At 72.7% G+C, this 20312-nt stretch carries 20 protein-coding genes; 16 read left to right on the forward strand and 4 right to left on the reverse strand.

Annotated features, from left to right (window positions below):
• Window positions 1–38: 38 nt before the first annotated feature.
• Complete coding sequence (gene glgX, locus FA582_RS03675) at window positions 39–2225, reverse strand: glycogen debranching protein GlgX (RefSeq protein WP_010149107.1); 2187 nt, start codon at window positions 2223–2225, stop codon at window positions 39–41.
• A gap of 158 nt (window positions 2226–2383) precedes the next feature.
• Here glgX and FA582_RS03680 point away from each other — a divergent pair, with 158 nt between their 5' ends.
• The 7 genes from FA582_RS03680 (at window position 2384) to FA582_RS03710 (ending at window position 8507) form a co-directional block, all read left to right on the forward strand.
• Window positions 2384–3814 (forward strand): glycosyltransferase family 2 protein, encoded by a 1431-nt coding sequence (locus tag FA582_RS03680; protein WP_010149106.1) that lies wholly within the window; start codon window positions 2384–2386, stop codon window positions 3812–3814.
• A gap of 103 nt (window positions 3815–3917) precedes the next feature.
• Window positions 3918–4493 (forward strand): hypothetical protein, encoded by a 576-nt coding sequence (locus FA582_RS03685; protein ID WP_010149105.1) that lies wholly within the window; start codon window positions 3918–3920, stop codon window positions 4491–4493.
• Entirely contained in the window at window positions 4490–5290 is an 801-nt protein-coding gene (locus FA582_RS03690) for an enoyl-CoA hydratase/isomerase family protein (RefSeq protein ID WP_010149104.1), read from the forward strand. Before FA582_RS03685 ends, FA582_RS03690 begins: the two co-directional genes overlap by 4 nt.
• A 276-nt stretch (window positions 5291–5566) precedes the next feature.
• Complete coding sequence (locus FA582_RS03695) at window positions 5567–5923, forward strand: PadR family transcriptional regulator (RefSeq protein WP_029541810.1); 357 nt, start codon at window positions 5567–5569, stop codon at window positions 5921–5923.
• Window positions 5920–6657, forward strand: a complete 738-nt coding sequence (locus tag FA582_RS03700; RefSeq protein WP_147899735.1) for a hypothetical protein — start codon at window positions 5920–5922, stop codon at window positions 6655–6657. Before FA582_RS03695 ends, FA582_RS03700 begins: the two co-directional genes overlap by 4 nt.
• Before the next feature lie 77 nt (window positions 6658–6734).
• Window positions 6735–7514 carry an electron transfer flavoprotein subunit beta/FixA family protein gene (locus FA582_RS03705; RefSeq protein ID WP_010149099.1) on the forward strand — a complete coding sequence of 260 codons (780 nt, stop codon included), beginning with the start codon at window positions 6735–6737 and terminating at the stop codon, window positions 7512–7514.
• 36 nt (window positions 7515–7550) lie between these two features.
• Window positions 7551–8507: an electron transfer flavoprotein subunit alpha/FixB family protein gene (locus FA582_RS03710; RefSeq protein WP_010149098.1), complete on the forward strand. Its 957-nt coding sequence runs from the start codon at window positions 7551–7553 to the stop codon at window positions 8505–8507.
• 83 nt (window positions 8508–8590) lie between these two features.
• Here the strand turns inward: FA582_RS03710 and FA582_RS03715 are convergent, their stop codons facing one another.
• On the reverse strand, window positions 8591–9430 hold the full coding sequence (locus FA582_RS03715; protein ID WP_010149097.1) for a hypothetical protein: 840 nt from the start codon (window positions 9428–9430) through the stop codon (window positions 8591–8593).
• Between the two features lies 1 nt (window position 9431).
• Window positions 9432–9977: an RNA polymerase sigma factor gene (locus tag FA582_RS03720; RefSeq protein WP_010149096.1), complete on the reverse strand. Its 546-nt coding sequence runs from the start codon at window positions 9975–9977 to the stop codon at window positions 9432–9434.
• A gap of 175 nt (window positions 9978–10152) precedes the next feature.
• Here FA582_RS03720 and FA582_RS03725 point away from each other — a divergent pair, with 175 nt between their 5' ends.
• The 7 genes from FA582_RS03725 to FA582_RS03755 all read left to right on the forward strand — a co-directional run bounded on the left by FA582_RS03725 (window position 10153) and on the right by FA582_RS03755 (window position 17810).
• The gene (locus FA582_RS03725) at window positions 10153–11406 is read left to right on the forward strand and encodes a cysteine desulfurase family protein (protein ID WP_010149095.1); all 1254 of its coding nucleotides are present in this window, start codon (window positions 10153–10155) and stop codon (window positions 11404–11406) included.
• Window positions 11406–12524, forward strand: a complete 1119-nt coding sequence (gene mnmA / locus FA582_RS03730; RefSeq protein WP_010149094.1) for a tRNA 2-thiouridine(34) synthase MnmA — start codon at window positions 11406–11408, stop codon at window positions 12522–12524. The genes FA582_RS03725 and mnmA overlap by 1 nt, the downstream gene beginning before the upstream one ends.
• Window positions 12524–13231, forward strand: a complete 708-nt coding sequence (locus FA582_RS03735) for a DUF1345 domain-containing protein (RefSeq protein ID WP_010149093.1) — start codon at window positions 12524–12526, stop codon at window positions 13229–13231. Before mnmA ends, FA582_RS03735 begins: the two co-directional genes overlap by 1 nt.
• Before the next feature lie 18 nt (window positions 13232–13249).
• Entirely contained in the window at window positions 13250–14233 is a 984-nt protein-coding gene (locus FA582_RS03740; protein ID WP_010149092.1) for a uroporphyrinogen decarboxylase/cobalamine-independent methonine synthase family protein, read from the forward strand.
• Window positions 14234–14299: 66 nt separating this feature from the next.
• Window positions 14300–14899 carry a hypothetical protein gene (locus FA582_RS03745; RefSeq protein ID WP_010149091.1) on the forward strand — a complete coding sequence of 200 codons (600 nt, stop codon included), beginning with the start codon at window positions 14300–14302 and terminating at the stop codon, window positions 14897–14899.
• Window positions 14900–14956: 57 nt separating this feature from the next.
• Window positions 14957–17116 carry an NAD-dependent DNA ligase LigA gene (gene ligA / locus FA582_RS03750; protein ID WP_033229422.1) on the forward strand — a complete coding sequence of 720 codons (2160 nt, stop codon included), beginning with the start codon at window positions 14957–14959 and terminating at the stop codon, window positions 17114–17116.
• Between the two features lie 121 nt (window positions 17117–17237).
• Entirely contained in the window at window positions 17238–17810 is a 573-nt protein-coding gene (locus tag FA582_RS03755) for a class I SAM-dependent methyltransferase (protein ID WP_010149089.1), read from the forward strand.
• Here FA582_RS03755 and FA582_RS03760 read toward each other — a convergent pair.
• Window positions 17791–19206: an MFS transporter gene (locus FA582_RS03760; protein WP_237707568.1), complete on the reverse strand. Its 1416-nt coding sequence runs from the start codon at window positions 19204–19206 to the stop codon at window positions 17791–17793. The two genes, FA582_RS03755 and FA582_RS03760, sit on opposite strands and share 20 nt — an antisense overlap.
• A 134-nt stretch (window positions 19207–19340) precedes the next feature.
• On the opposite strand from FA582_RS03760, the gene FA582_RS03765 reads away from it, so the two are divergent.
• Both FA582_RS03765 and FA582_RS03770 read left to right on the forward strand, forming a co-directional pair.
• Window positions 19341–19598: a glutaredoxin domain-containing protein gene (locus FA582_RS03765; RefSeq protein WP_010149087.1), complete on the forward strand. Its 258-nt coding sequence runs from the start codon at window positions 19341–19343 to the stop codon at window positions 19596–19598.
• 121 nt (window positions 19599–19719) lie between these two features.
• On the forward strand, window positions 19720–20280 hold the full coding sequence (locus FA582_RS03770) for an NADPH-dependent FMN reductase (RefSeq protein ID WP_237707565.1): 561 nt from the start codon (window positions 19720–19722) through the stop codon (window positions 20278–20280).
• Window positions 20281–20312: the final 32 nt, after the last annotated feature.

Raw genomic sequence — 20312 nt, forward strand, 5'->3', positions numbered from 1 at the left:
AGTCGGGCGTGGTCGAGTGCTCGGTCACCCGCACAAACCTACCGGGCTTCCGCGTCGGAAACCACGTGCGTCGACGGGCGCTCGTCCGCCGTCCCGGAGAGGACCGCGGTGAGCACCGTCAGGCTCGTCGCACCGGCATCGAGCGACCCGCCGTCCGCCACGTGCTGGCCGACCTCGCGGCCGGCCTCGCTGCTGAAGCGCACCCGCCAGCCCTCGACCCCCTCCGTCGGGGGAAGGCGCAGCGTGGACCGGTCGGTGCCGGCGTGCAGGAGCAGCGCCACGGCGCGGCGGTCCTCGTGGTGGAGGGTGTCGAGGACCGCGACGAGGGTGCTGCGGTGCGGGTCGTCCCACTGGTGCTCGGCGAGGAGGTGCCCGTCCTCGGCATACCACCGCAGGCGGGTGCGTCCGGGGACGGCGTCGAAGGAGGGGAACTCCGGCCCGCGCAGCAGCGCCAGCTCACGGCGCAGGGCCAGCAGCGCCCGGGTGTCCTCGAGCAGCGCGGACTGCCACGGCGCCAGCTCCCAGTCCACCCAGGTCAGCTCGGAGTCCTGGCAGTAGGCGTTGTTGTTGCCCTGCTGGGTGCGGCCCAGCTCGTCGCCGGCGACGAGCATCGGGACGCCCGGGAGCAGCAGCAGCGTGCCGAGCAGGTTGCGCATCGAGCGGCGGCGGTGGCGCAGGACGTCGGGGTCATCGGTCGGGCCCTCGTGGCCGTGGTTCCACGAGCGGTTGTCAGCGTGGCCGTCCCGGTTGTCCTCGCCGTTGGCGTGGTTGTGCCGCTCCTCGTAGGCCGTGAGGTCGGCCAGGGTGAAGCCGTCGTGGGCGGTGACGAGGGTGACCGAGGCGTTGGGGCCACGCCCGTCGTGGGCGAAGAGGTCGGCGGAGCCGGCGATCCGGGTGGCGAGCTCGCGGACCCCGTGGCCGGCGTGCCCGTGCAGACGGCGGCCGACGTCGGCGAGCCAGAAGGTGCGGGCGGTGTCGCGAAAACGGTCGTTCCACTCCGAGAAGACGGCCGGGAACTGGCCGGTGCGCCACCCGTGGACGCCGACGTCCCAGGGCTCGGCGAGGAGCTTGACCCGGGACAGGACCGGGTCGCTCTCCAGGGCCACGTGGAAGGCGTGCTCCCGGTCGTAGGCGTCGTCGCGGCCCCGGGCCAGGGCGGGGGCGAGGTCGAAGCGGAAGCCGTCGACGTGGAACTCCTCCACCCAGTAGCGCAGGGAGTCCAGGACCATCCGTGCCACCTGCGGGTCGCGCAGGTCCAGGGTGTTGCCGCAGCCGGTGACGTCGATGTCGCGCCCGCGGTCGTCGAGCCGGTAGTAGGTCTGGTTGTCCAGCCCGCGGAAGGACAGCGTCGGGCCGTCCCAGGACGACTGCTCGGCGGTGTGGTTGTAGACCACGTCGAGGATCACCTCGATGCCTGCGCCGTGCAGCGCCCGGATCGCGCCCTTGAGCTCGTCCACGACGGCCTGCGGGTCGCTCGCTGCGGCATACCCGGCGTGCGGCGCGAAGAAGCCGAGGGAGTTGTAGCCCCAGTAGTTGCCCAGGCCGCGGCGCACGAGCGCGGGCTCGGAGGTGAAGGCGTGCAGCGGCAGCAGCTCCAGGGAGGTGACGCCGAGCCCGGTGAGGTGGTCGAGCACCGCGGGATGCCCGAGTGCGGCATAGGTGCCGCGCAGCTCGGGCGGGACCTCCGGGTGGCGCATGGTCAGGCCGCGGACGTGCGCCTCGTAGATCACCGTGTCGCTCCACGGCACGTCGGGCAGGGTGTCCTCTCCCCAGTCGAAGACCCCGTGGTCGACCACGACGGAGCGCGAAACGTGCGGCGCTGAGTCGCGACCGTCACGGGTCTCCGGGTCGGTCCAGCCGTCCTCGCCGACCTCGTGGCCGTAGACCTCCGGGCGCCAGGTGACCTCGCCCTCGACGGCGGCGGCATACGGGTCGAGCAGCAGCTTGTCGGGGTTGTGCCGGTGGCCCTGGCCCGGGTCCCACGGCCCGTGCACCCGCAGCCCGTAGCGCGTGCCGGGCACCAGCTCGGGCACGAGATCCCACCAGATGCCGTGCGCGGTGCGGGTCAGGGGTATGCGGCGCTCGCCGAGGGGGGTCGTGAGGCAGACCTCCACCGCTGTGGCGTGCCGGGCGAGCACCGCGATCTCGGGGCCGGCGTCGGTGCTGGTCACGCCCAGGCGCGGCGGACGCTCGGTGCTGCGGCGAGGGCGGAGGTGGGCTGGCATGAGCGCACAGCGTAGGCCCAGGACGACCCGGTGGCCGTCGGCGACCCGCGGCAGGAGGGCAACGGGCATACTCTGCGGAGGGACGCGGGCGCGAGACGTCGCCTGCGCGCACGGCAGGAGGGGGTCCGGCGCCCATGGGTGGAGTCACGAGTGGAGCTGTGGGCGAGGTCGACGACGCCTCGCCGACGTCCGAGGTCCGGGCGCAGGGGGAGGAGCTGCGCGTCAGCGTGGTCGTCCCGGTCTACAACGCGATGCCCTACCTGCAGACCCAGCTCGTCTCCCTGCTCAGCCAGGACATCGGTGCCGGGAGACACGAGGTCATCGTGGTCGACGACGGCTCGACCGACGACGGTCCGCGCGTGCTCGACGAGCTCGCTGCGGTGCACCCGCCGCTGCGGGTGGTCCACCAGGGCAACAGCGGCTGGCCGGGGATCCCGCGCAACCGTGGTCTGGAGATGGCTCGGGGTCGTTACGTCTTCTTCGCCGACGCGGACGACGAGATGGGTCCCGAGGCGCTGCGGCGCCTCGCCGACTTCGCCGACGAGCACGGCAGCGACGTCGTCGTGCCGCGGTCGGTGGGGGTCGGGCGGTTCGCCGCCACGCCCTTCAGAGACACGCGGGTCGATGCCGACCTCGAGGCGGTCTTCCGCACCCTCACGCCGCAGAAGCTCTTCCGACGCTCCTTCCTGGAGCGTGAGGGGCTGACCTTCCCGGAGGAGAAGGTGCGCCTGGAGGACGGCATGTTCCTCGCGCGGGCCTATCTCCTGGCCGGTCGGGTGTCCTACCTCGGCGGCTACGACTTCTACCGCCTCATCTCCCGCGAGGACGGCCAGAACATCAGCTCGCAGACCCTCGACCCGGACGGCTACACGTGGTCGGTGGGGGAGGTCAGCCGGCTGGTGCGCGCCCACGACCCCGATCCCGATCGTGCCGACCGGATCGTGCTGGACCTCTACCGGCGCAAGTGTCTGAAGTTCTACCAACCTGCCCGGTGGAGCGTGATGCCCCGGGCGCGGCGCGCGAGGTTCCTGGCGGCCCACGGCAGGTTCATCGAGGAGCACATCCGGCCCGAGCTCGAGGCTCAGCTCGCCGAGCCGTTCCGGACGCGCTCCCGGCTCGTGCGCGCCGGCGACGCCGCCGCCCTGTCGCGGGTGGCCCGCGCCGGGGTGGACCACCCCCTCCTCGCCGCCCGGGTGGTGCAGGCGGCCTGGCGGCCACGGGGAGGTCTGCGGCTCGTGGTCGAGATCCACGGTGCCCTGGCCGACGGGACCGCGCGCGCGGTCGTCGTGGAGCTCGCCGTGCGGGGCGGCGGGTCCACGACGACGACGGTCGAGCTCGGCCGGGCGCGCCAGGTCGAGCAGCCCGAGGGGCGCCCCGGTGTGTCCGTCGTGGAGGCGGTCGTGCCGCGTCGCCTCCTCGACCTCACCGCCGGGTCGACCCTCGACCTCTCCGTCCGCACCGCCGAGGGCACGACGGAGAAGGTGCGCCTGGCCGCGCCACTCGTGTCGGTCCTTCCCCCGCCCCGCCACGGGCTGCGCGTCTACAGCACGGTCAAGGGCAACCTCAGCGTGGACCGGCCCGTGGGCTGAGCGTGGGCCGGCCCGAGGCCTGACGCGAGGGCTGACCCGTGGGCCGGCCGGTGGGGCGAGAGCCGACGGCGCGCACCGGGAGCCGAGCCGTTACGTTGGGGGTATGAGTGATCCGACCTCGCTGCCCAACTTCCCCCCGCCCCCGCAGGAGCACCCGCTCACTGGTCGCGTCCTGGACGCGCTGCAGGACCTGCAGATGCAGCCCAACCTGGACAAGGCCGGCGACGTCGCCTTCGAGGTGCAGGGCCAGAAGCTCTTCGTCAAGGTGATCGAGGGCGAGCAGTTCGACATCATGCGCGTCTTCGGCCAGTGGCAGATCGCGAGCAGCGTGCCGGAGGAGCTGGCGACCCGGCTCAACGGCTGCAACGACGTGACGCTCGGGGTCAACCTCGTCAAGGCCGGGATCGCCAGCGGCAACCTCGTGCTGGCCGTCGAGCAGATCATCGCCCGCAGCGAGCCGCCGAAGGCGAAGGTCCAGATCGCGACCGGACTCCTGCTGCAGGCGCTGCAGCTGTGGCACCGCAACGTCATCGCCAAGGCGCAGGTCGAGCGCGGCGAGCAGCCCGACCTGCCCGAGGGTGCGCCCGAGGGGACCGAGGTCGGCCCGTGGCTGAGCATCGGCACCCAGGCGCAGCAGCGGGGCGCCGACGGGGGCGGTGCGCCGGAGGGACAGGCGTGAGCCGCACGGTCGCCACCGCGAGCGACCTCGTCCGCATCGAGGTCGAGGACGGCATCGCGACCATCCGCATCGACCGACCCAAGATGAACCCGCTCTCCATCGAGGTGCAGGACGCCCTCGGCGAGGCCGCCGGGATCGTCGGCGCGGACGACGAGGTCGCTGCGGTCGTGCTCTACGGCGGGGAGAAGGTCTTCGCCGCCGGCGCGGACATCAAGGAGATGCAGGACATGTCCTACACCGACATGGTCCGCCGCGCACCGGTCATCCAGGAGTGCTTCAGCGCCGTCGCGCGCATCCCCAAGCCGGTCGTCGCCGCGATCGAGGGGTATGCCCTCGGCGCCGGCAACGAGCTCGCGCTCTGCGCCGACTTCCGGGTCGCCGCGTCCGACGCCAAGCTCGGGCAGCCGGAGATCCTGCTCGGGGTCATCCCCGGTGCCGGTGGGAGCCAGCGGCTGGCCCGGCTGGTCGGGGTGTCCAAGGCCAAGGACCTCGTCTTCACCGGTCGGATGGTCGAAGCCGCAGAGGCGTTGGAGATGGGCCTGGTCGACCAGGTCTGCGAGCCCGGTGAGGCGCACGCGACCGCGCTGGAGATGGTGCGGCGCTACGTCGGCGGCCCGGCGTTCGCGCTGCGCGCGGCCAAGGAGGCCATCGACCGCGGGCTGGACGGCGACCTCGAGACCGGCCTGGCCATCGAGGCCATGCAGTTCGCCGGCGTCTTCGCCACGACGGACCGCGAGATCGGCATGCGCTCCTTCGTGGAGCAGGGTCCCGGGAAGGCGGACTTCACCGGCCGCTGAGCCGACGGCATACCACCGAGCGCCGCAGATGGTTGTCCTGCAACCATCTGCGGCGCTCGGTCGTGCGTGGGGCGACCATCTGCGGCGCTCGGTCGGGAGGCGGGCAGCGCCCGCGGGGAGGATGGGGGCGGGTGCACGGATCCTCCCCGGAGGAGGCCGGTTTCGTGGGGAGGATGGATGCGCGTGCACGGATCCTCCCCGCAGGCCGAGCATTCGCCCGACGTGCGTTTCCCTGACTAGTTGACACGCCTGACTAGTCAGATGCACAATCTAGTGGTGGATTCAGAACAGTGGCCCAGCGAGTGGCTGCGCGGCGTGCTCGGGGTATGCGTGCTGCGCATCCTGCTCGACGGCCCCAGCTACGGCTACGCGATCACCCGGCGCCTCGAGGAGGCCGGGCTGGGCACGGTCAAGGGGGGCACCCTCTACCCGCTGCTCACCCGTCTCGAGGAGGCCGGCTACGTCGTGGTCGAGTGGCGTCCGGGCGAGGGCGGGCCGGGGCGCAAGTTCTTCGCCCTGACCGGACAGGGGCGGATCCAGGCCCAGGAGCAGGCTGCTCGCTGGGTCGACTTCACCATCACCACGCGGGGGCTCGTCGACGACGCGCTCGCCGTACGAGGAAGCGAGCGATGACCATGGGCGCGAAGAACGACCATCTCGGCGGGCCGGAGCGGCTCGCCCCGCACGTCGACCGCGCGTGGGTGCGGTCCTTCGTCACCGAGCAGAACCTCCGGGGCGTGGCCCCGGACCGGATCGGCGACCACCTCGCGACCGTCGAGAGCCACGTGCGCGAGTCCGGCGAGGGAGCGGCCGAAGCCTTCGGCGACCCGGTCGACTACGCCCGGGCGCTGCCCGCCGGCGCCGCAGGACGAGTGGGCACCCGCACGGTGCTCTACCTCGTGCTGGGCCTCGCCGGGATGCTCCTGGTGCACCGCGCCGCTATGGCGTGGCTGGCCGAGGACACCGTGACCTGGGTGACCGCGGGTGATCTGGTCAGCCTCGGACTCCTCGGCCTCGGCGTCGTGGTCCTCCTCGTGCGACCGGCGGCCGTGCTGCGGGTCGTCGTCGAGCGCCCGCTCGTGGCGTGGGCGGGGTCGGTGCTCATCCTCGTCGCCCTCGTGGTCGCCCAGCTCGCGCTGGCTGCCGAGCTGGCGCCGCTGCCGGTGCTCCCCGTCGCCGCGCTGGGTGTCGTGGCCCTCGCGACCTCCAGCCTGCTCGCCCTCCGGGACGAGGAGCCCGACGAGATCACCGGCCCGGGGGAGGCGCCCCGCCGCAGCTCGGTCACACGGCGGGTCACCGTCTGGCTCTACCCGCTGCTCACCGTGGGCCTCGTGCTCCTCGCCTGGGTGCCGACGCTCTTCGGCTGACCTCCCGGTTGGCTTGACGCACTCGTCAAGTGTCAAGATGGCACCAACGACCACCCACAACCACGAGGACGTGAGCAGTGAACATCGTCGTCTGTGTGAAGTACGTGCCGGACGCCCAGGGCGACCGCGGCTTCGAGTCCGACCACACCACCGACCGTGAGGGCGTGGACGGCCTGCTCTCCGAGCTGGACGAGTATGCCGTCGAGGAGGCGCTGAAGATCGTCGAGGCGGGCGAGGGTGAGGTCACGGTCCTCACCATGGGCCCGGACGACGCCGCCACCGCGATCAAGAAGAGCCTGCAGATGGGGGCCCACAAGGGTGTCCACGTCCTCGACGACGCGATCGCCGGCTCCGACTCGGCCGCGACCTCGCTCGTGCTGGCCGAGGCCATCAAGAAGTGCGGCGAGGTCGACCTGGTGATCACCGGTCTGGCCTCCACCGACGGCGTCATGTCCGTCGTGCCGGCCATGCTGGCCGAGCGCCTCGGGCTGCCGCAGGTGACCTTCGCCTCCGAGCTCACCGTCGAGGGCGGCACGGTGACCATCCGCCGCGACAACGAGTCCTTCTCCGAGACCGTCGAGGCCAGCCTGCCGGCCGTCGTCTCGGTGACCGACCAGATCAACGAGCCGCGCTACCCCTCATTCAAGGGGATCATGGCGGCCAAGAAGAAGCCGGTCGAGACCTGGAGCCTGGCCGACCTCGGCGTCGATGCCTCCCAGGTCGGCCTCGGTGCCGCGTGGACCACGGTCACCGACACCCAGGCCCGCCCGCCGCGCGAGGCCGGCGAGGTCGTCACCGACGAGGGTGAGGGCGGTGCCGCGCTTGCGCAGTTCCTCGCCGACCGTCGGCTCGCCTGACCCGACCAGACACGACATACCAAGGAGTCATCGCACATGAGTGAAGTCCTCGTCCTGGTCGACCACGTCGACGGCGACGTCCGCAAGACCACCGCCGAGATGCTGACCGCCGCCCGTCGGCTCGGTGAGCCCTCGGCCGTCTTCGTCGGGCAGGGGTATGCGGCCGCCAAGGAGGAGCTCGGGCGTCACGGCGCGGCGAAGGTCTACCTCGCCGAGGACGCCGTCTACACCGACCACCTCGTCGCGCCGGTCGCCGAGCTGCTCGCCGACCTCGTCGGTCGGGTCTCGCCCGCGGCCGTGCTCATCGCCTCCACCAACGACGGCAAGGAGATCGCCGGGCGACTGGCCATCAAGACCTCCTCCGGGCTGGTCACCGACGCCGTCGACGTGCAGGCGGGTGAGGGTGGTGTCACCACCACGCAGTCCGTGTTCGCCGGCAACTACACCGTCACCTCCCAGGTCGGCACCGGGACCCCCATCGTCACCGTCAAGCCCAACAGCATCGGCGTCGAGGAGTCGGCCGCGACCCCGGTCGAGGAGGCCGTCTCGGTGGAGATCTCCGAGGCCGCCCGGGCCGCCCGGGTGACCGCCCGCACGGCGAAGGAGAAGTCGGGTCGACCCTCCCTGGCCGAGGCCGCGATCGTTGTCTCCGGCGGGCGGGGCACCGGCGGTGACTTCGGCCCGGTCGAGGCCTTCGCCGACGCCCTCGGCGCGGCCGTCGGCGCCTCGCGTGCCGCGGTGGACGCCGGGTGGTACCCCCATTCCCACCAGGTCGGCCAGACCGGGGTCTCGGTGAGCCCGCAGCTGTATGTCGCGGCCGGCATCTCCGGCGCCATCCAGCATCGCGCCGGCATGCAGACGTCCAAGACGATCGTCGCGGTCAACAAGGACGCCGAGGCGCCGATCTTCGAGCTCGTCGACTACGGCGTCGTCGGTGACCTGTTCACCGTCCTCCCGCAGGCGACCGAGAAGGTGCAGGAGCACCAGGGCTGAGCCGGACGCACCGGGTGGCCCTGGATGGTCCGCCGATCCCTGAGATCGCGGACCGACCAGGGCCACCCGGCGTTGTCAGGGGGCTAGTCGCGGCTCTCCTCCGGACGTGCGTCCACCTCGGCCAGGGGTATGCCGGTGCGCACCGTGCCGTCGTCCAGTTCGATGTCGAAGGTCAGGTCCGGGTAGGCAGGCTCTGGTGGCGTCAGTTCCCACGGCCACCAGGCGGCGACGTGTCCGTCCACCACGCTGGCCTGCACCGGGCCGTGCTGAGGAGTGTTGACGACGACGGCTTCGACGTCGGCCCCGACGAGCCCCGCGACGATCGAGTGTGCGTCCTCAGACTCGCCGGGTCGCGGATCCCCGGGCACGTAGGAGGACGTTGAGTAGATCTCGACTGTCAGGGCGTCGGCGTCGGGGTCGCCCTCCGTCGCCGTGTGCGATGAGCTGCCTGCGCCCTGTCCGCGGCCCGACGTCTGGACGAGACACTCGGCGAGGCGGCCACCCTCGCTGCGACCGATCGCCAACGTGTAGACCCCGCGCTCCTCCACGAGGACCGTCTGGAACGGGTCGCCGCTGGCGCCTGGGCCTCCAGGGGTGGTGGCGTTCATCATGCGGGAGCAGTCCGCAGCCCCTGGACCGTCCTGGGCAGCTGACACGCCGGTGGGGTAGGCCGTCCATCCGGCATATGCGTCGTTCCCCGGCATGACGAGGTTCAGCGCCACGAGCGCTCCCGCCGCGACGGCGGCCGGCACGAGCCAGCGCGTGGCGCGCGGGCGCGACGTCGAGTCCGAGGGAGAGGGCGTCGCGTCCGTGTCTGCGGCGTGCAACTGCTGCCAGGCGGCGCGCGCCCGGTCCCCGTCGACGATGTCGTCGGGGATCCTGTGGCCGGGGTCGAGCAGTCTCAGCTCGTGGTCGATGCGCATGTCAGGCTCCTTCGCTCGTGCAGATCTCGCCGGCGGGCGCCGGAGCACCGGCTGGCTGGCTGGACAGATGGGCGGCCAGGCAGCGCCGCGCCCGCATGAGCCGGAGGCGGTAAGCGACGGGGGAGATGTCGAGCACCCGGGCAGCCTGGGTGCTCGTCATGCCGTCGAGCACGGTCAGGGCGAGCGTCTCCTGGTGGATCGCGGTGAGCCGCTCCCACGCCCGGGCGAGCTCGGACCGGGCGAGGACCCCGTCCTCGGGACCGGGTGCGTGCTCAGCAGGTTCGGACGCCAAGCGGATCCGCAGGGCCGCGGTGTCGGCAGTGGTCCGGCGCTGGGCGAGCAGGAGCCGCCGAGCGATCCCGAAGATCCAGGCCCGGGCGTCGCCCGGCCGCGTCGGGAGGTCCTCGCGCCTGCGCCAGGCCACGGTGAAGGCCTCGGCCGCGACGTCCTCGGCGCGTCCCAGATCGCCGCGCCGCGCGGCGAACCGCACCAGCTCGGCATAGCTGCTGCGAAACAACCGCTCGAAGTCGTCGTCGCTTCCGTTCATGTCCCTACCTGTCTCCCGAGCGGCGGACCGTTTCGTCGGAGCGTCCCGACTCCTCAGGTTCTCCCCACACCGCCACGGTGCTCGCCCGCCGGACGTGTAGCTCGGACGGCCAGGGTAGGCCGACCCGCGCCTGGGTCTGGTCCGCGCTGCCGCGCTCGTAGACTGGGGAACCGTCATGACTTCTCCCTCACCACGCGTCTACCTCGACCACGCCGCGACCACGCCGGTGCGGGACGAGGTGATCGGGGCCGTGACGCGCGAGATGCGGCACACCGGCAACGCCAGCTCCCTGCACGACCCCGGCCGACGCGCACGACGCGTCGTCGAGGAGTCGCGCGAGCAGGTCGCTCAGGCGCTGGGGGTGCGGCCCTCGGAGGTCATCTTCACCTCCGGCGGCACCGAGGGCGACAACCTCGCGATCAAGGGGACGTATGCCGCGCGCCGGGCGGGCGACCCCGCGCGCGACCGCCTCGTCGTCGCCGGCACCGAGCACCATGCCGTCCTCGACCCCGTCGAGCACCTCGTCGCCCACGAGGGGGCACGCGTCACCTGGGTCGAGCCGGACGCCGACGGCCTGATCGGCGAGGACGCGCTCGCGGAGGCCCTGGCCGCAAACGGCGGCCCGCAGACCGCCGCCGTGGTCAGCGTGATGTGGGCCAACAACGAGGTCGGCACCATCGCCCCGATCCCCGCGCTGGCCGCCCTCGCCCGCGAGCACGGCGTGCCCTTCCACTCCGACGCGGTCCAGGCGCTCGGCCAGGCGCCGCTGGACCTCTCCACGGTCGACCTCGGCGTCGTCACCGGGCACAAGATCGGTGGCCCGATCGGCGTCGGCGTGCTGACGGCCGGCCGCGACCAGACCCCCGTGCCGCTCACCCACGGCGGCGGGCAGGAGCGGGGCCTGCGCTCAGGCACGCTCGACACCCCCGCCATCGCCGGGCTGGCGGTCGCGATCTCCCACGCGGCGCAGCACCAGGCCAGCCACGCGGCATACCTCGGCGAGCTGCGGGACGCGCTCATCACCGGCGCGCTCGCCCTCGACGCGGGGATCACCGTCTCGGGCCCGTGGACCCCCGGCGACACCACGAGCCGGCTCGCGGGAAACGCCCACCTGAGGGTGGCCGACTGCGAGGGCGACTCGCTGCTCTACCTCCTCGACGCGGCCGGGGTCGCCTGCTCCACCGGCTCCGCGTGCCAGGCCGGCGTGCCGCGGCCGAGTCACGTCCTGCTCGCCATGGGGGTGCCCGAGGAGCAGGCGAGGGGCGCCCTGCGGCTCACCCTCGGCCACGGCTCCTCGCGTGCCGACGTCGACGCCTTCCTCACCGCCCTGCCGCCCGCCCTGGAGCGCGCCCGCCGCGCGCACGCCGCCGCCGCGAGACCGCGCGCGACCGCCCCGCGCGCCACCGCCGATCACACCAGGAGCGCCTGATGCGCGTCGTCGCCGCGATGAGCGGCGGGGTCGACTCCGCCGTCGCCGCCTCCCGCATGCTCGAGGCCGGCCACGAGGTCGTCGGCGTCCACCTCGCTCTGGCACAGTCCGCCGCCACCCTGCGCGAGTCGGCCCGCGGCTGCTGCACGATCGAGGACGCCGGAGATGCGCGGCGGGTCGCCGACCGGCTCGGCATCCCGTTCTACGTCTGGGACATGGCCGAGCGCTTCCGCGAGGACGTCGTCGAGGACTTCGCCGCGGAGTATGCCGCCGGCCGCACCCCCAACCCGTGCCTGCGCTGCAACGAGAAGATCAAGTTCGCCGCGCTGCTCGACAAGGCGCTCGCCCTCGGCTTCGACGCGGTCGCCACCGGCCACTACGCGCAGATCGAGGAGGTCCCTGATCCTGCTGCGCCGCAAGGGGTTCGACGCGAGCTGCACCGAGCGGTCGACATGGCCAAGGACCAGTCCTACGTCCTCGGCGTGCTCGACGCCGACCAGCTCGCCCGCAGCTTCTTCCCGCTCGGTGACACGACCAAGCCGCAGATCCGGGAGGAGGCGCGGCAGCGAGGGTTCTCGGTGGCCAAGAAGCCGGACTCCCACGACATCTGCTTCATCGCCGACGGCGACACCCGCGGTTACCTCGCCCGGCAGCTCGGCTCCGAGGCGGGCCCGATCGTCGACGCCGACGGGGAGGTCGTCGGGCAGCACGACGGCGCGCACGGCTACACCGTCGGCCAGCGTCGCGGGCTCGGGCTCAAGGTCCCTGCGGCCGACGGCAGACCGAGGTATGTCGTCTCCACCGACACGCGCTCCAACATCGTCGTCGTCGGGCCCGAGGAGCTGCTGGGCGTGGACGTCATCACCGGTGACCACCTGCGGTGGTGCGGCCCGGCGCCGACGGGTGAGCTGCACCTCGGCGCCCAGATCCGCGCGCACGGGGCGGAGTACCCGGCGCAGGTGAGTGTCGAGGCCGACGGGGGCGACGGCATACCGGAGCGCGTCACGGTGCGGCTCGCCGAGCGGATCAGGGGGGTGGCGTCCGGGCAGTCCGTCGTGCTCTACGACGGCACGCGGGTCGTCGGGTCGGCTACCATCGCCAGCACCGGGAGGGCCTGATGCGCCAGCTGACGAAGGCCACCTGGTGGCTCCCTGAGGTCCGCCGCAGCCTGGCGGTCGCCGTCGTCGCGGTCGTCCTCGCCGTCGTGCTGGCCCGCGCGCTCGGGACGGCCGGACCGGGCACCGAGGCCGCGACCTTCGACGTGGTCGTCGTCGTCCTCATCTGCTACTTCGCCCTCTACACCGCCCTCACGGTGGCCGTCTTCCTCCTCGCGAGCCAGCAGGAGGTCGTGCGCTGGGCCCGGGCCCAGGACCGCGGGACCTGGGTGCAGCGCTACGTCTCGGGGACGGCCCCCGGGCCGGGGCTGTCGATCTTCGTGGGGCTGACGGCGCTGGCCGTGACCGTCCTGTGGCTGCCCGGGTCGTTGCCCGGGGTGTCGGCCTTCTCCGGCTCGACGCGGGCGGCGCTGGCCGTGCTCCTCGTCGTGGTCGCCTGGCTGACGGTGCTCATCTCCTTCACCACCGCCTACCTCGCCGAGGACCTGCAGAGCGGTGGGGAGGCGCTGGGCTTCCCCGACGAGGTCCGCGACGTCACCCGCCCGCTGTCCGACTACCTCTACCTCGCCGTCGCGGTCTCCTCGACCTTCGGCACCACCGACGTCGACCTGCACACCTCGCAGGTCCGGCGCACCGCGATCGTGCACGGCCTGGTCGCCTTCGTCTTCAACACCGTCGTCCTCGCCGTCGTGGTCAGCGTCATCGCCTGAGTCGCCTAGGGTGGCGCCGTGGTAGACGTCACCGGCATCGGCTCCTGGCCCGGCACCGACGTGCGGGAGGCGCTGCGAGCGGTCCGCGACGAGCTGACCGACGCGCCCGAGGGCGTGCGCGCCATTCCCTACCTCCCCGAGCTGCCGGCCCGCGGCCCCGGCGCCGACATCGTGGGCCGCGCGGCGCGCCTCCTCGTCGACCTCCCGGTCGACCTCCAGCCGCAGGGGTGGCGGCTCGTCGACCGGCCCGGCCGGGACGCCGAGCGGGCGGCCTCGCTGCTCAGCCAGGACCTCGACGAGCTGGCCGAGGCCTTCGACGGGTATGCCGGTCCGCTCAAGGTGCAGGTCGCCGGCCCCTGGACCGTGGCGGCCTCGCTCTGGCGTCCCCTGGGCGACCGGGTGCTCGACGACCCCGGCGCGACACGGGACGTGGCGGACTCGCTCGCGGAGGGGGTGACGGCATACCTCGCGAAGGTGCAGTCCCTCGTGCCCGGGGCCGAGCTGCTGCTCCAGGTCGACGAGCCGTCGGTCACCGCCGTGCTCCTGGGCAGGATCCGGTCCGAGTCGGGCTACCGCGTGCTGCGGACACCCGCGAGCGGTGAGGTCGTCGCGACGCTGCGGCAGGTGCTCGCACAGACCACCGCCCGGGTATGCGGTGTCCACACCTGTGCGGGGGAGCCGCCGGTCGCCCTGCTGCGCGAGGCGGGCGCGGGCTTCCTCGCCCTCGACATGACCTGGCTGGACCGGGGGCGGTTCGAGGAGGTCGCGGCAGCCGTCGAGGCCGGGGTGGCGCTGTGGGCGGGGCTCGACCTCAGCGCCGGCGACCCCCTCGAGCCGCTGCTGCGCAGGTGGCGGGAGGTCGGGCTGCCTGCCGCCGCGCTCGCGGACGTGGGCCTCACCCCACCGTGCGGTCTGGCGTCGTCGACCCCCGCAGAGGCGCTCCGGGTGACCCGCGCAGCCGCTCAGGGTGCTCTCAGGCTCGCCGAGCAGGCTGTCGCATGAACCCCACCCGTCCCGGTAGGTTAGTCGCGTCACGCGTGCGCACGGCACGCTCACGGAAGGGGAGTCATGTCGCAGAACCCGGGCCACCAGGACCCGTACAACCAGGACCCTAACGCTCCGCAGCAGGACGGCGGCTACCAGTCGGCGCCCAGCTATGACGCCGCGGGTCACGCCCCGGCGGGCACCGTCGCGAAGCCGCAGCCGGTCAGCCTCGCCGAGAAGCTGATGTATGCCGGTGGTGCGCTGTCGATCCTCTCGGCCATCCTGGCCTTCGCCGTGGGCGGGACCGACGCGGTCCGCACCCAGATCGAGGAGCAGCTCGAGGCTGCAGGCATGAGCGCCAGCTCGGCCGAGGTCGACGCCGCGATGCAGGCCGGCCTCATCACCGGGCTGGTCAGCAGCGTCATCATTGCCGGCATCTGGTTCTTGCTCGGCTACTTCAACGGCAAGGGCAAGGGCTGGGCGCGCATCATCGCCACCATCCTGGGCGTCATCAACGTCCTCACGACGGTGCTCGCTCTGGTCGGTACCAGCATGCTTCCGGGGGCCGCCACGGGCGGTGCCCTGAATCTCATCCTCTCGGTCGTGGGCGCGCTGCTCGCCGCCGCGATCGTCTTCCTCCTGTGGAAGAAGGAGTCGACCGCCTACTTCAAGGCCACCCGCTGAGCGGGGACTGACCCAGCGCGAGGGGCTGGTGTCGGTGGCGTGCAGCACAATGAGCACGTGACCGACACCAGCCCTTCGTCGTCCCCCGACAGCTCCTCGGCGCCCGCCGCGCAGGCCGAGCCGCCCGAGGAGGCCAAGCGCGCCTGGGTCGAGCTGGTCGAGCAGATCCACGGCCACCAGTTCGCCTACTACGTCCGCGATGCGCCGACCGTCAGCGACGGGGAGTTCGACGCGCTGCTGCGCGAGCTGGAGGCGCTGGAGGACGAGCACCCTGCGCTACGCACCCCGGAGAGCCCGACGCAGCAGGTCGGCGGCACCTTCTCCACCGAGTTCACCGCGGTCGACCACCGCGAGCGGATGCTCAGCCTCGACAACGCCTTCTCTGCGCAGGAGCTGGACGAGTGGTTCGACCGGGTCGAGCGCGAGTCCGGGGGCGCCGAGGTCCATTACCTCTGCGAGCTCAAGATCGACGGGCTGGCGGTCAACCTGCTCTACGAGGGCGGGCGCCTCACCCAGGCCCTCACCCGTGGTGACGGGCGGACGGGGGAGGACGTCACGCTCAACGTCCGCACCATCGAGGGCGTGCCGCACCGGCTGACGCCGCCCGCCGAGCAGCCGGAGGGCGAGGCCGTCCCGATCCCCGAGCTGGTGGAGATCCGCGGCGAGGTGTTCTTCCCGATCGAGGGCTTCACCGAGCTCAACGCCTCCCTCGTCGAGGCGGGCAAGGCGCCGTTCGCCAACCCCCGCAACTCCGCCGCGGGGTCGCTGCGGCAGAAGGACCCGCGGGTCTCGGCCAGTCGCCCCCTGCGGATGCTCGTGCACGGCATCGGCGCGCGCACCGGCTTCGACATTACTGAGCAGAGCCAGGCCTATGCAGTGCTCGCAGCCTGGGGGATGCCGGTCAGCGAGCGGGCGAAGGTGCTGGCGACGCGCCAGGAGGTGCAGGATTTCGTCACCTACTACGGCGAGCACCGGCACGACGTCGAGCACGAGCTGGACGGCGTCGTGGTCAAGGTGGACGAGGTGTCGGTGCAGCGTCAGCTGGGGTCCACGTCGCGCGCGCCGCGCTGGGCGATCGCCTACAAGTACCCGCCCGAGGAGGTGACCACCAGACTCCTTGACATCCGGGTGGACGTCGGTCGCACGGGCCGCGTCACGCCATACGGTGTCATGGAGCCGGTGCTCGTCGCGGGGTCGACGGTCGAGCGCGCCACCCTGCACAACCAGTACGAGGTGACGCGCAAGGGGGTGCTCATCGGCGACACGATCGTGCTGCGCAAGGCGGGCGACGTCATCCCCGAGATCCTCGGCCCGGTCGCCGACCTGCGCGACGGCACCGAGCGGGCCTTCGTCATGCCGACGCACTGCCCCTCGTGCGGCACCCAGCTGGCCGAGCAGAAGGAGGGCGACAAGGATATCCGCTGCCCCAACAGCAAGGCGTGCCCGGCGCAGCTGCGCGAGCGGCTCTTCAGCCTGGCCAACCGCGGTGCCTTCGACATCGAGGCGCTCGGCGGGGAAGGGGTGGGCGCCCTGCTGGACGCCGGCGTGCTGACCAACGAGTCGACCCTCTTCTCCCTCACCGCCGACGACATCGCCCGGGTCCCGCTCTACACGCGAGCGGCGAAGAAGACCGACCCCGAGGAGTCGGTGGTGGCGGGGCGGGTGCTGTCGGCCAACGGCGCCAAGCTCGTCGACAACCTGCAGCAGGCCAAGGGTCAGCCCTTGTGGCGCGTCATCGTGGCGTTGTCGATCCGGCACGTCGGGCCCACCGCGGCCCGTGCCCTGGCGACCGAGTTCGGGTCCATGGAGGCCATCCGCGCGGCGAGCGTGGAGGAGCTGGCGGCGACCGAGGGCGTCGGGCAGATTATCGCGGAGTCGGTGCTCGCGTGGTTCGAGGTCGACTGGCACCGCGAGATCGTGGAGCGCTGGGCTGCCGACGGGGTGCGGATGGCCGACGAGCGCGACGCGTCGGTCGAGCGGACCCTCGAGGGGATGACGGTGGTCGTGACCGGCTCGTTGGAGGGCTTCTCCCGGGACGAGTCGAAGGAGGCGATCATCTCCCGCGGGGGCAAGGCGTCGGGGTCGGTGAGCAAGAAGACCGACTACGTCGTCGTCGGCGCCAACGCCGGGTCGAAGGCCGCCAAGGCCGAGGAGCTCGGCGTGCCGGTGCTGGACGAGGAAGGCTTCGTCCGGCTGTTGGCGACGGGGGAGGCGTGACCGGGCCCCGACCTGGACCTGATGACGCGCGTCACCGGGTCAGGGCGCGGACTCCGCGAGCCAACGAACGCGATGCGGGGGGTAGTCCCCGTGGACTCGAGCCCGCGCATAGGTTGTCGGCATGACGCGCGAGCTGTGGGACGACGAGGCCGACCGCTTCGACGACGAGCCGGACCACGGGCTCGCCGACCCGGCGGTGCGGGAGGCCTGGCGCGTGCTCCTGCTCGGAGTTCTCCCCTCGGCCCCGGCTCGCATCGCCGACCTCGGGTGCGGCACCGGCACCCTGACCCGACTCCTCACCGACGAGGGCTACCGGGTCGACGGGCTCGACTTCTCGCCCGAGATGATCCGGCGCGCCCGGAGCAAGGTCCCCGAGGCCGAGTTCGTCGTCGGCGACGCGGCCGAGCCGGCGCTCGAGCCCCACGCCTACGACGTCGTCCTCAGTCGGCACGTCCTGTGGGCGATGCCCGACCCCGCCCAGACCTTCGCCCGGTGGCTGGAGCTGCTGCGTCCGGCAGGGAGCGTCGTCCTCGTCGAGGGCCACTGGTCCACGGGTGCCGGGCTGAGCGCTGCCGAGTGCGAACGCCTCGTGCGCACCCGGCGCGCGGAGGTCAGCGTCCGTCACCTACCGGAGACGGCCTACTGGGGCAAGGAGATCGAGGACGAGCGCTACCTCATCGTGAGTCCGCGCTGACGCGGCCGCGCCCCAGTCCGAACCAGCTGATCACGCCACCGGCCACCAGCAGCGCGGTGCAGATGAGCATGGCCGCGCGGTAGCCGTCCGTGAAGGCGACCGGGTCGGCGTAGTCGTCCCCGGACAGTCCGACCACGGCCGGCAGCGCGGCCACCGCCAGCAGCGAGCCCGTGCGGGCGACGGCGTTGTTGATCCCGCTGGCCAGACCGGCATACCGGTCGGCGACCGCGGCGAGCACCGCGGCGGTGAGCGGGGAGACGAGCAGCGCCAGGCCCAGGGAGAAGATCACCATGCCCGGCAGCACCCCGACCCAACCGGTGCCCCGCCCGATCCCGACCATGAGCACCGTCCCCAGGCCGCACACGATCGGTCCGAGGGTCATCGGGACCCGCGGGCCGATGCGGTCGGCCAGTGCGGCGGCGCGCGTCGAGAGCAGCAGGAGCGCGATGGTGACCGGCAGCCCCGCCAGCCCCGAGGCGGTCGCCGACCACCCGGAGGTGACCTGGAGCTGGATGACGACGAAGAGCATGACGACGCCGAGCGCGCCATACACCAGCAGGGTCATGGCGTTGGCCGCGGAGAAGACGCGAGAGCCGAAGAGGTGCAACGGCACCAGGGGGTATGCCGCGCGCCGGCTCCACGCGACGAAGGCCACGGCCGCGACACCCGCGACCACCCAGGCGAGCACGACGGCCCAGGTCTGCGCGTCGGCCGCGGTGGTCAGCGCCCACGTCGAGGCACCCAGCGTCACGACGATCAGTGCCGAGCCGGCGAGGTCGAAGCGGCCGGTCGTCTCGGTGTCCCGGCTCTCCGGCGCCGACCAGAGGGTCAGCGCGATGACGACCAGGCACAGCGGCACGTTGATGGCGAAGATCCACCGCCAGCTCGTGGTGTCGACGATCGCCCCGCCCAGGAGCGGGCCGATGGCGGCGGCGATCCCGGACACCCCGGCCCACGTGCCGATCGCGGGCGCCCGGTCGCCCGGGGCGTAGCTCGCCTGGATGAGCGCCAATGCACCCGGTGTGAGCAGTGCCGCGCCGACGCCCTGCACGAGGCGCGCGGCGATGAGCTGACCCGGGTCCTGAGCCAGCGCGCAGAGACCGGAGGCGACCAGGAACCACGCCATGCCGACGAGGTAGACCCGCCGCCGGCCGATCCGGTCACCCAGCGCGCCCGCCACGAGCACGAGCGAGGCGAGCGAGAGCAGGTAGCCGCCGATCACCCACTGCAGCTGCGGCAGGCTCGCCTGCAGGTCCTCACCGATCGCGCGGAGGGCGACGTTGACGACCGAGCCGTCGAGGATCGCCACCCCCGATCCCAGGGTCACCGCAACCAGCATCACCCGCCCGCGTGGGGAGCGCCGGTCGAGATATCCCCCGTGCGGCTGGTCGATCACGTCCACAGCGTAGGGCCTCCCCGCGGGCGGGGAAGTCGGCCGTCGGCTACGGTGGGCTGGCGCTCGGTATCGCCTGGTGGACCTCACCCTGGCGTGGCCGCCGGCGCGGAGCGACGCAGCAGGAGGTCGAGGCGATGGAGCAGGACGACCCGCGCGGCGACGTGGTGATCTACTGGCGACCGGGATGCGGCTTCTGCGCCATGCTCAAGGCCCGGCTGGGCCGGCTCCGTGACCGGGCGACCTGGGTGAACATCTGGGACGACGAGGAGGCTGCGGCCTTCGTGCGCAGCGTCAACGACGGCAACGAGACCGTGCCCACCGTGGTGATGGACGGCATACCCGTGACCAACCCGAACCCGTCCGTGGTCAAGGAGCGCCTGGCCCGCGGATAGCGTCCCGTGAGAGGTGGTGCCGGGCGCGACTTCCACGGGACGCAACCACGGTCCGGAGGAAGTGGCACGTCCGGTGTCTCGTCGGGGAATAGGCGGGCAGCGCAGATGCTTGACGCATCACGTGACTACTGGAACCGACCGCCCCACCGTGCTCGTGCTCGTCGGCAGCCTGCGCGCCGACTCCTCGAACCGCCGCCTCGCCGAGGCCGCGACGGCGCTGCTGCCCGAGGAGGTCCAGGCCCGCGTCAGCGAGCTGCCGCCCCAGTTGCCGCACTACGACCAGGACCTCGACACCAGCACGCCGCTGGAGGTCGTGAGCGCCTTCCGCGACGAGGTGGCGGGGGCGGACGCCGTCATCGTGGTGACGCCGGAGTTCAACGGCAGCCTGCCCAGCGTGCTCAAGAACGCCGTCGACTGGGCGTCCCGCCCCCGCGGCGAGGCCGCGCTCGCGGGCAAGCCCGCCGCGGTGCTCGGTGCCTCCGCGTCGCCGCGTGGCGCGCAGTGGGCCCGGGAGGACGCCGTCCGGGTGCTGAAGGTCGCCGGGGCCGAGCCGATCGAGGTGACCCTCGGCGTGGCCTCCTCGCTGTCGGCCTTCGAGGGGCAGCGGCTGGTCGACGAGCAGGCCCAGGGACAGCTCGCCGAGCTCATGGGCCGCCTCGTCGGCGCTCGGGTCGCCGCCTGACCGAGGACTGAGGGAGAGGCAACAGAGTGGCA

Source organism: Serinicoccus profundi (assembly GCF_008001015.1).
Lineage (GTDB): Bacteria > Actinomycetota > Actinomycetes > Actinomycetales > Dermatophilaceae > Ornithinicoccus > Ornithinicoccus profundi.

What these genes read in the sequence shown, in the direction of transcription:
- FA582_RS03765 (WP_010149087.1), top strand. Translation starts at nt 19,341, where the DNA reads ATGGAGCAGGACGACCCGCGCGGCGACGTGGTGATCTACTGGCGACCG.
- FA582_RS03735 (WP_010149093.1), top strand. Translation starts at nt 12,524, where the DNA reads ATGCGCCAGCTGACGAAGGCCACCTGGTGGCTCCCTGAGGTCCGCCGC.
- FA582_RS03745 (WP_010149091.1), top strand. Translation starts at nt 14,300, where the DNA reads ATGTCGCAGAACCCGGGCCACCAGGACCCGTACAACCAGGACCCTAAC.
- FA582_RS03755 (WP_010149089.1), top strand. Translation starts at nt 17,238, where the DNA reads ATGACGCGCGAGCTGTGGGACGACGAGGCCGACCGCTTCGACGACGAG.
- mnmA (WP_010149094.1), top strand. Translation starts at nt 11,406, where the DNA reads ATGCGCGTCGTCGCCGCGATGAGCGGCGGGGTCGACTCCGCCGTCGCC.
- glgX (WP_010149107.1), bottom strand. Translation starts at nt 2,225, where the DNA reads ATGCCAGCCCACCTCCGCCCTCGCCGCAGCACCGAGCGTCCGCCGCGC.
- FA582_RS03715 (WP_010149097.1), bottom strand. Translation starts at nt 9,430, where the DNA reads ATGCGCATCGACCACGAGCTGAGACTGCTCGACCCCGGCCACAGGATC.
- FA582_RS03700 (WP_147899735.1), top strand. Translation starts at nt 5,920, where the DNA reads ATGACCATGGGCGCGAAGAACGACCATCTCGGCGGGCCGGAGCGGCTC.
- FA582_RS03685 (WP_010149105.1), top strand. Translation starts at nt 3,918, where the DNA reads ATGAGTGATCCGACCTCGCTGCCCAACTTCCCCCCGCCCCCGCAGGAG.
- FA582_RS03725 (WP_010149095.1), top strand. Translation starts at nt 10,153, where the DNA reads ATGACTTCTCCCTCACCACGCGTCTACCTCGACCACGCCGCGACCACG.
- FA582_RS03710 (WP_010149098.1), top strand. Translation starts at nt 7,551, where the DNA reads ATGAGTGAAGTCCTCGTCCTGGTCGACCACGTCGACGGCGACGTCCGC.
- FA582_RS03720 (WP_010149096.1), bottom strand. Translation starts at nt 9,977, where the DNA reads ATGAACGGAAGCGACGACGACTTCGAGCGGTTGTTTCGCAGCAGCTAT.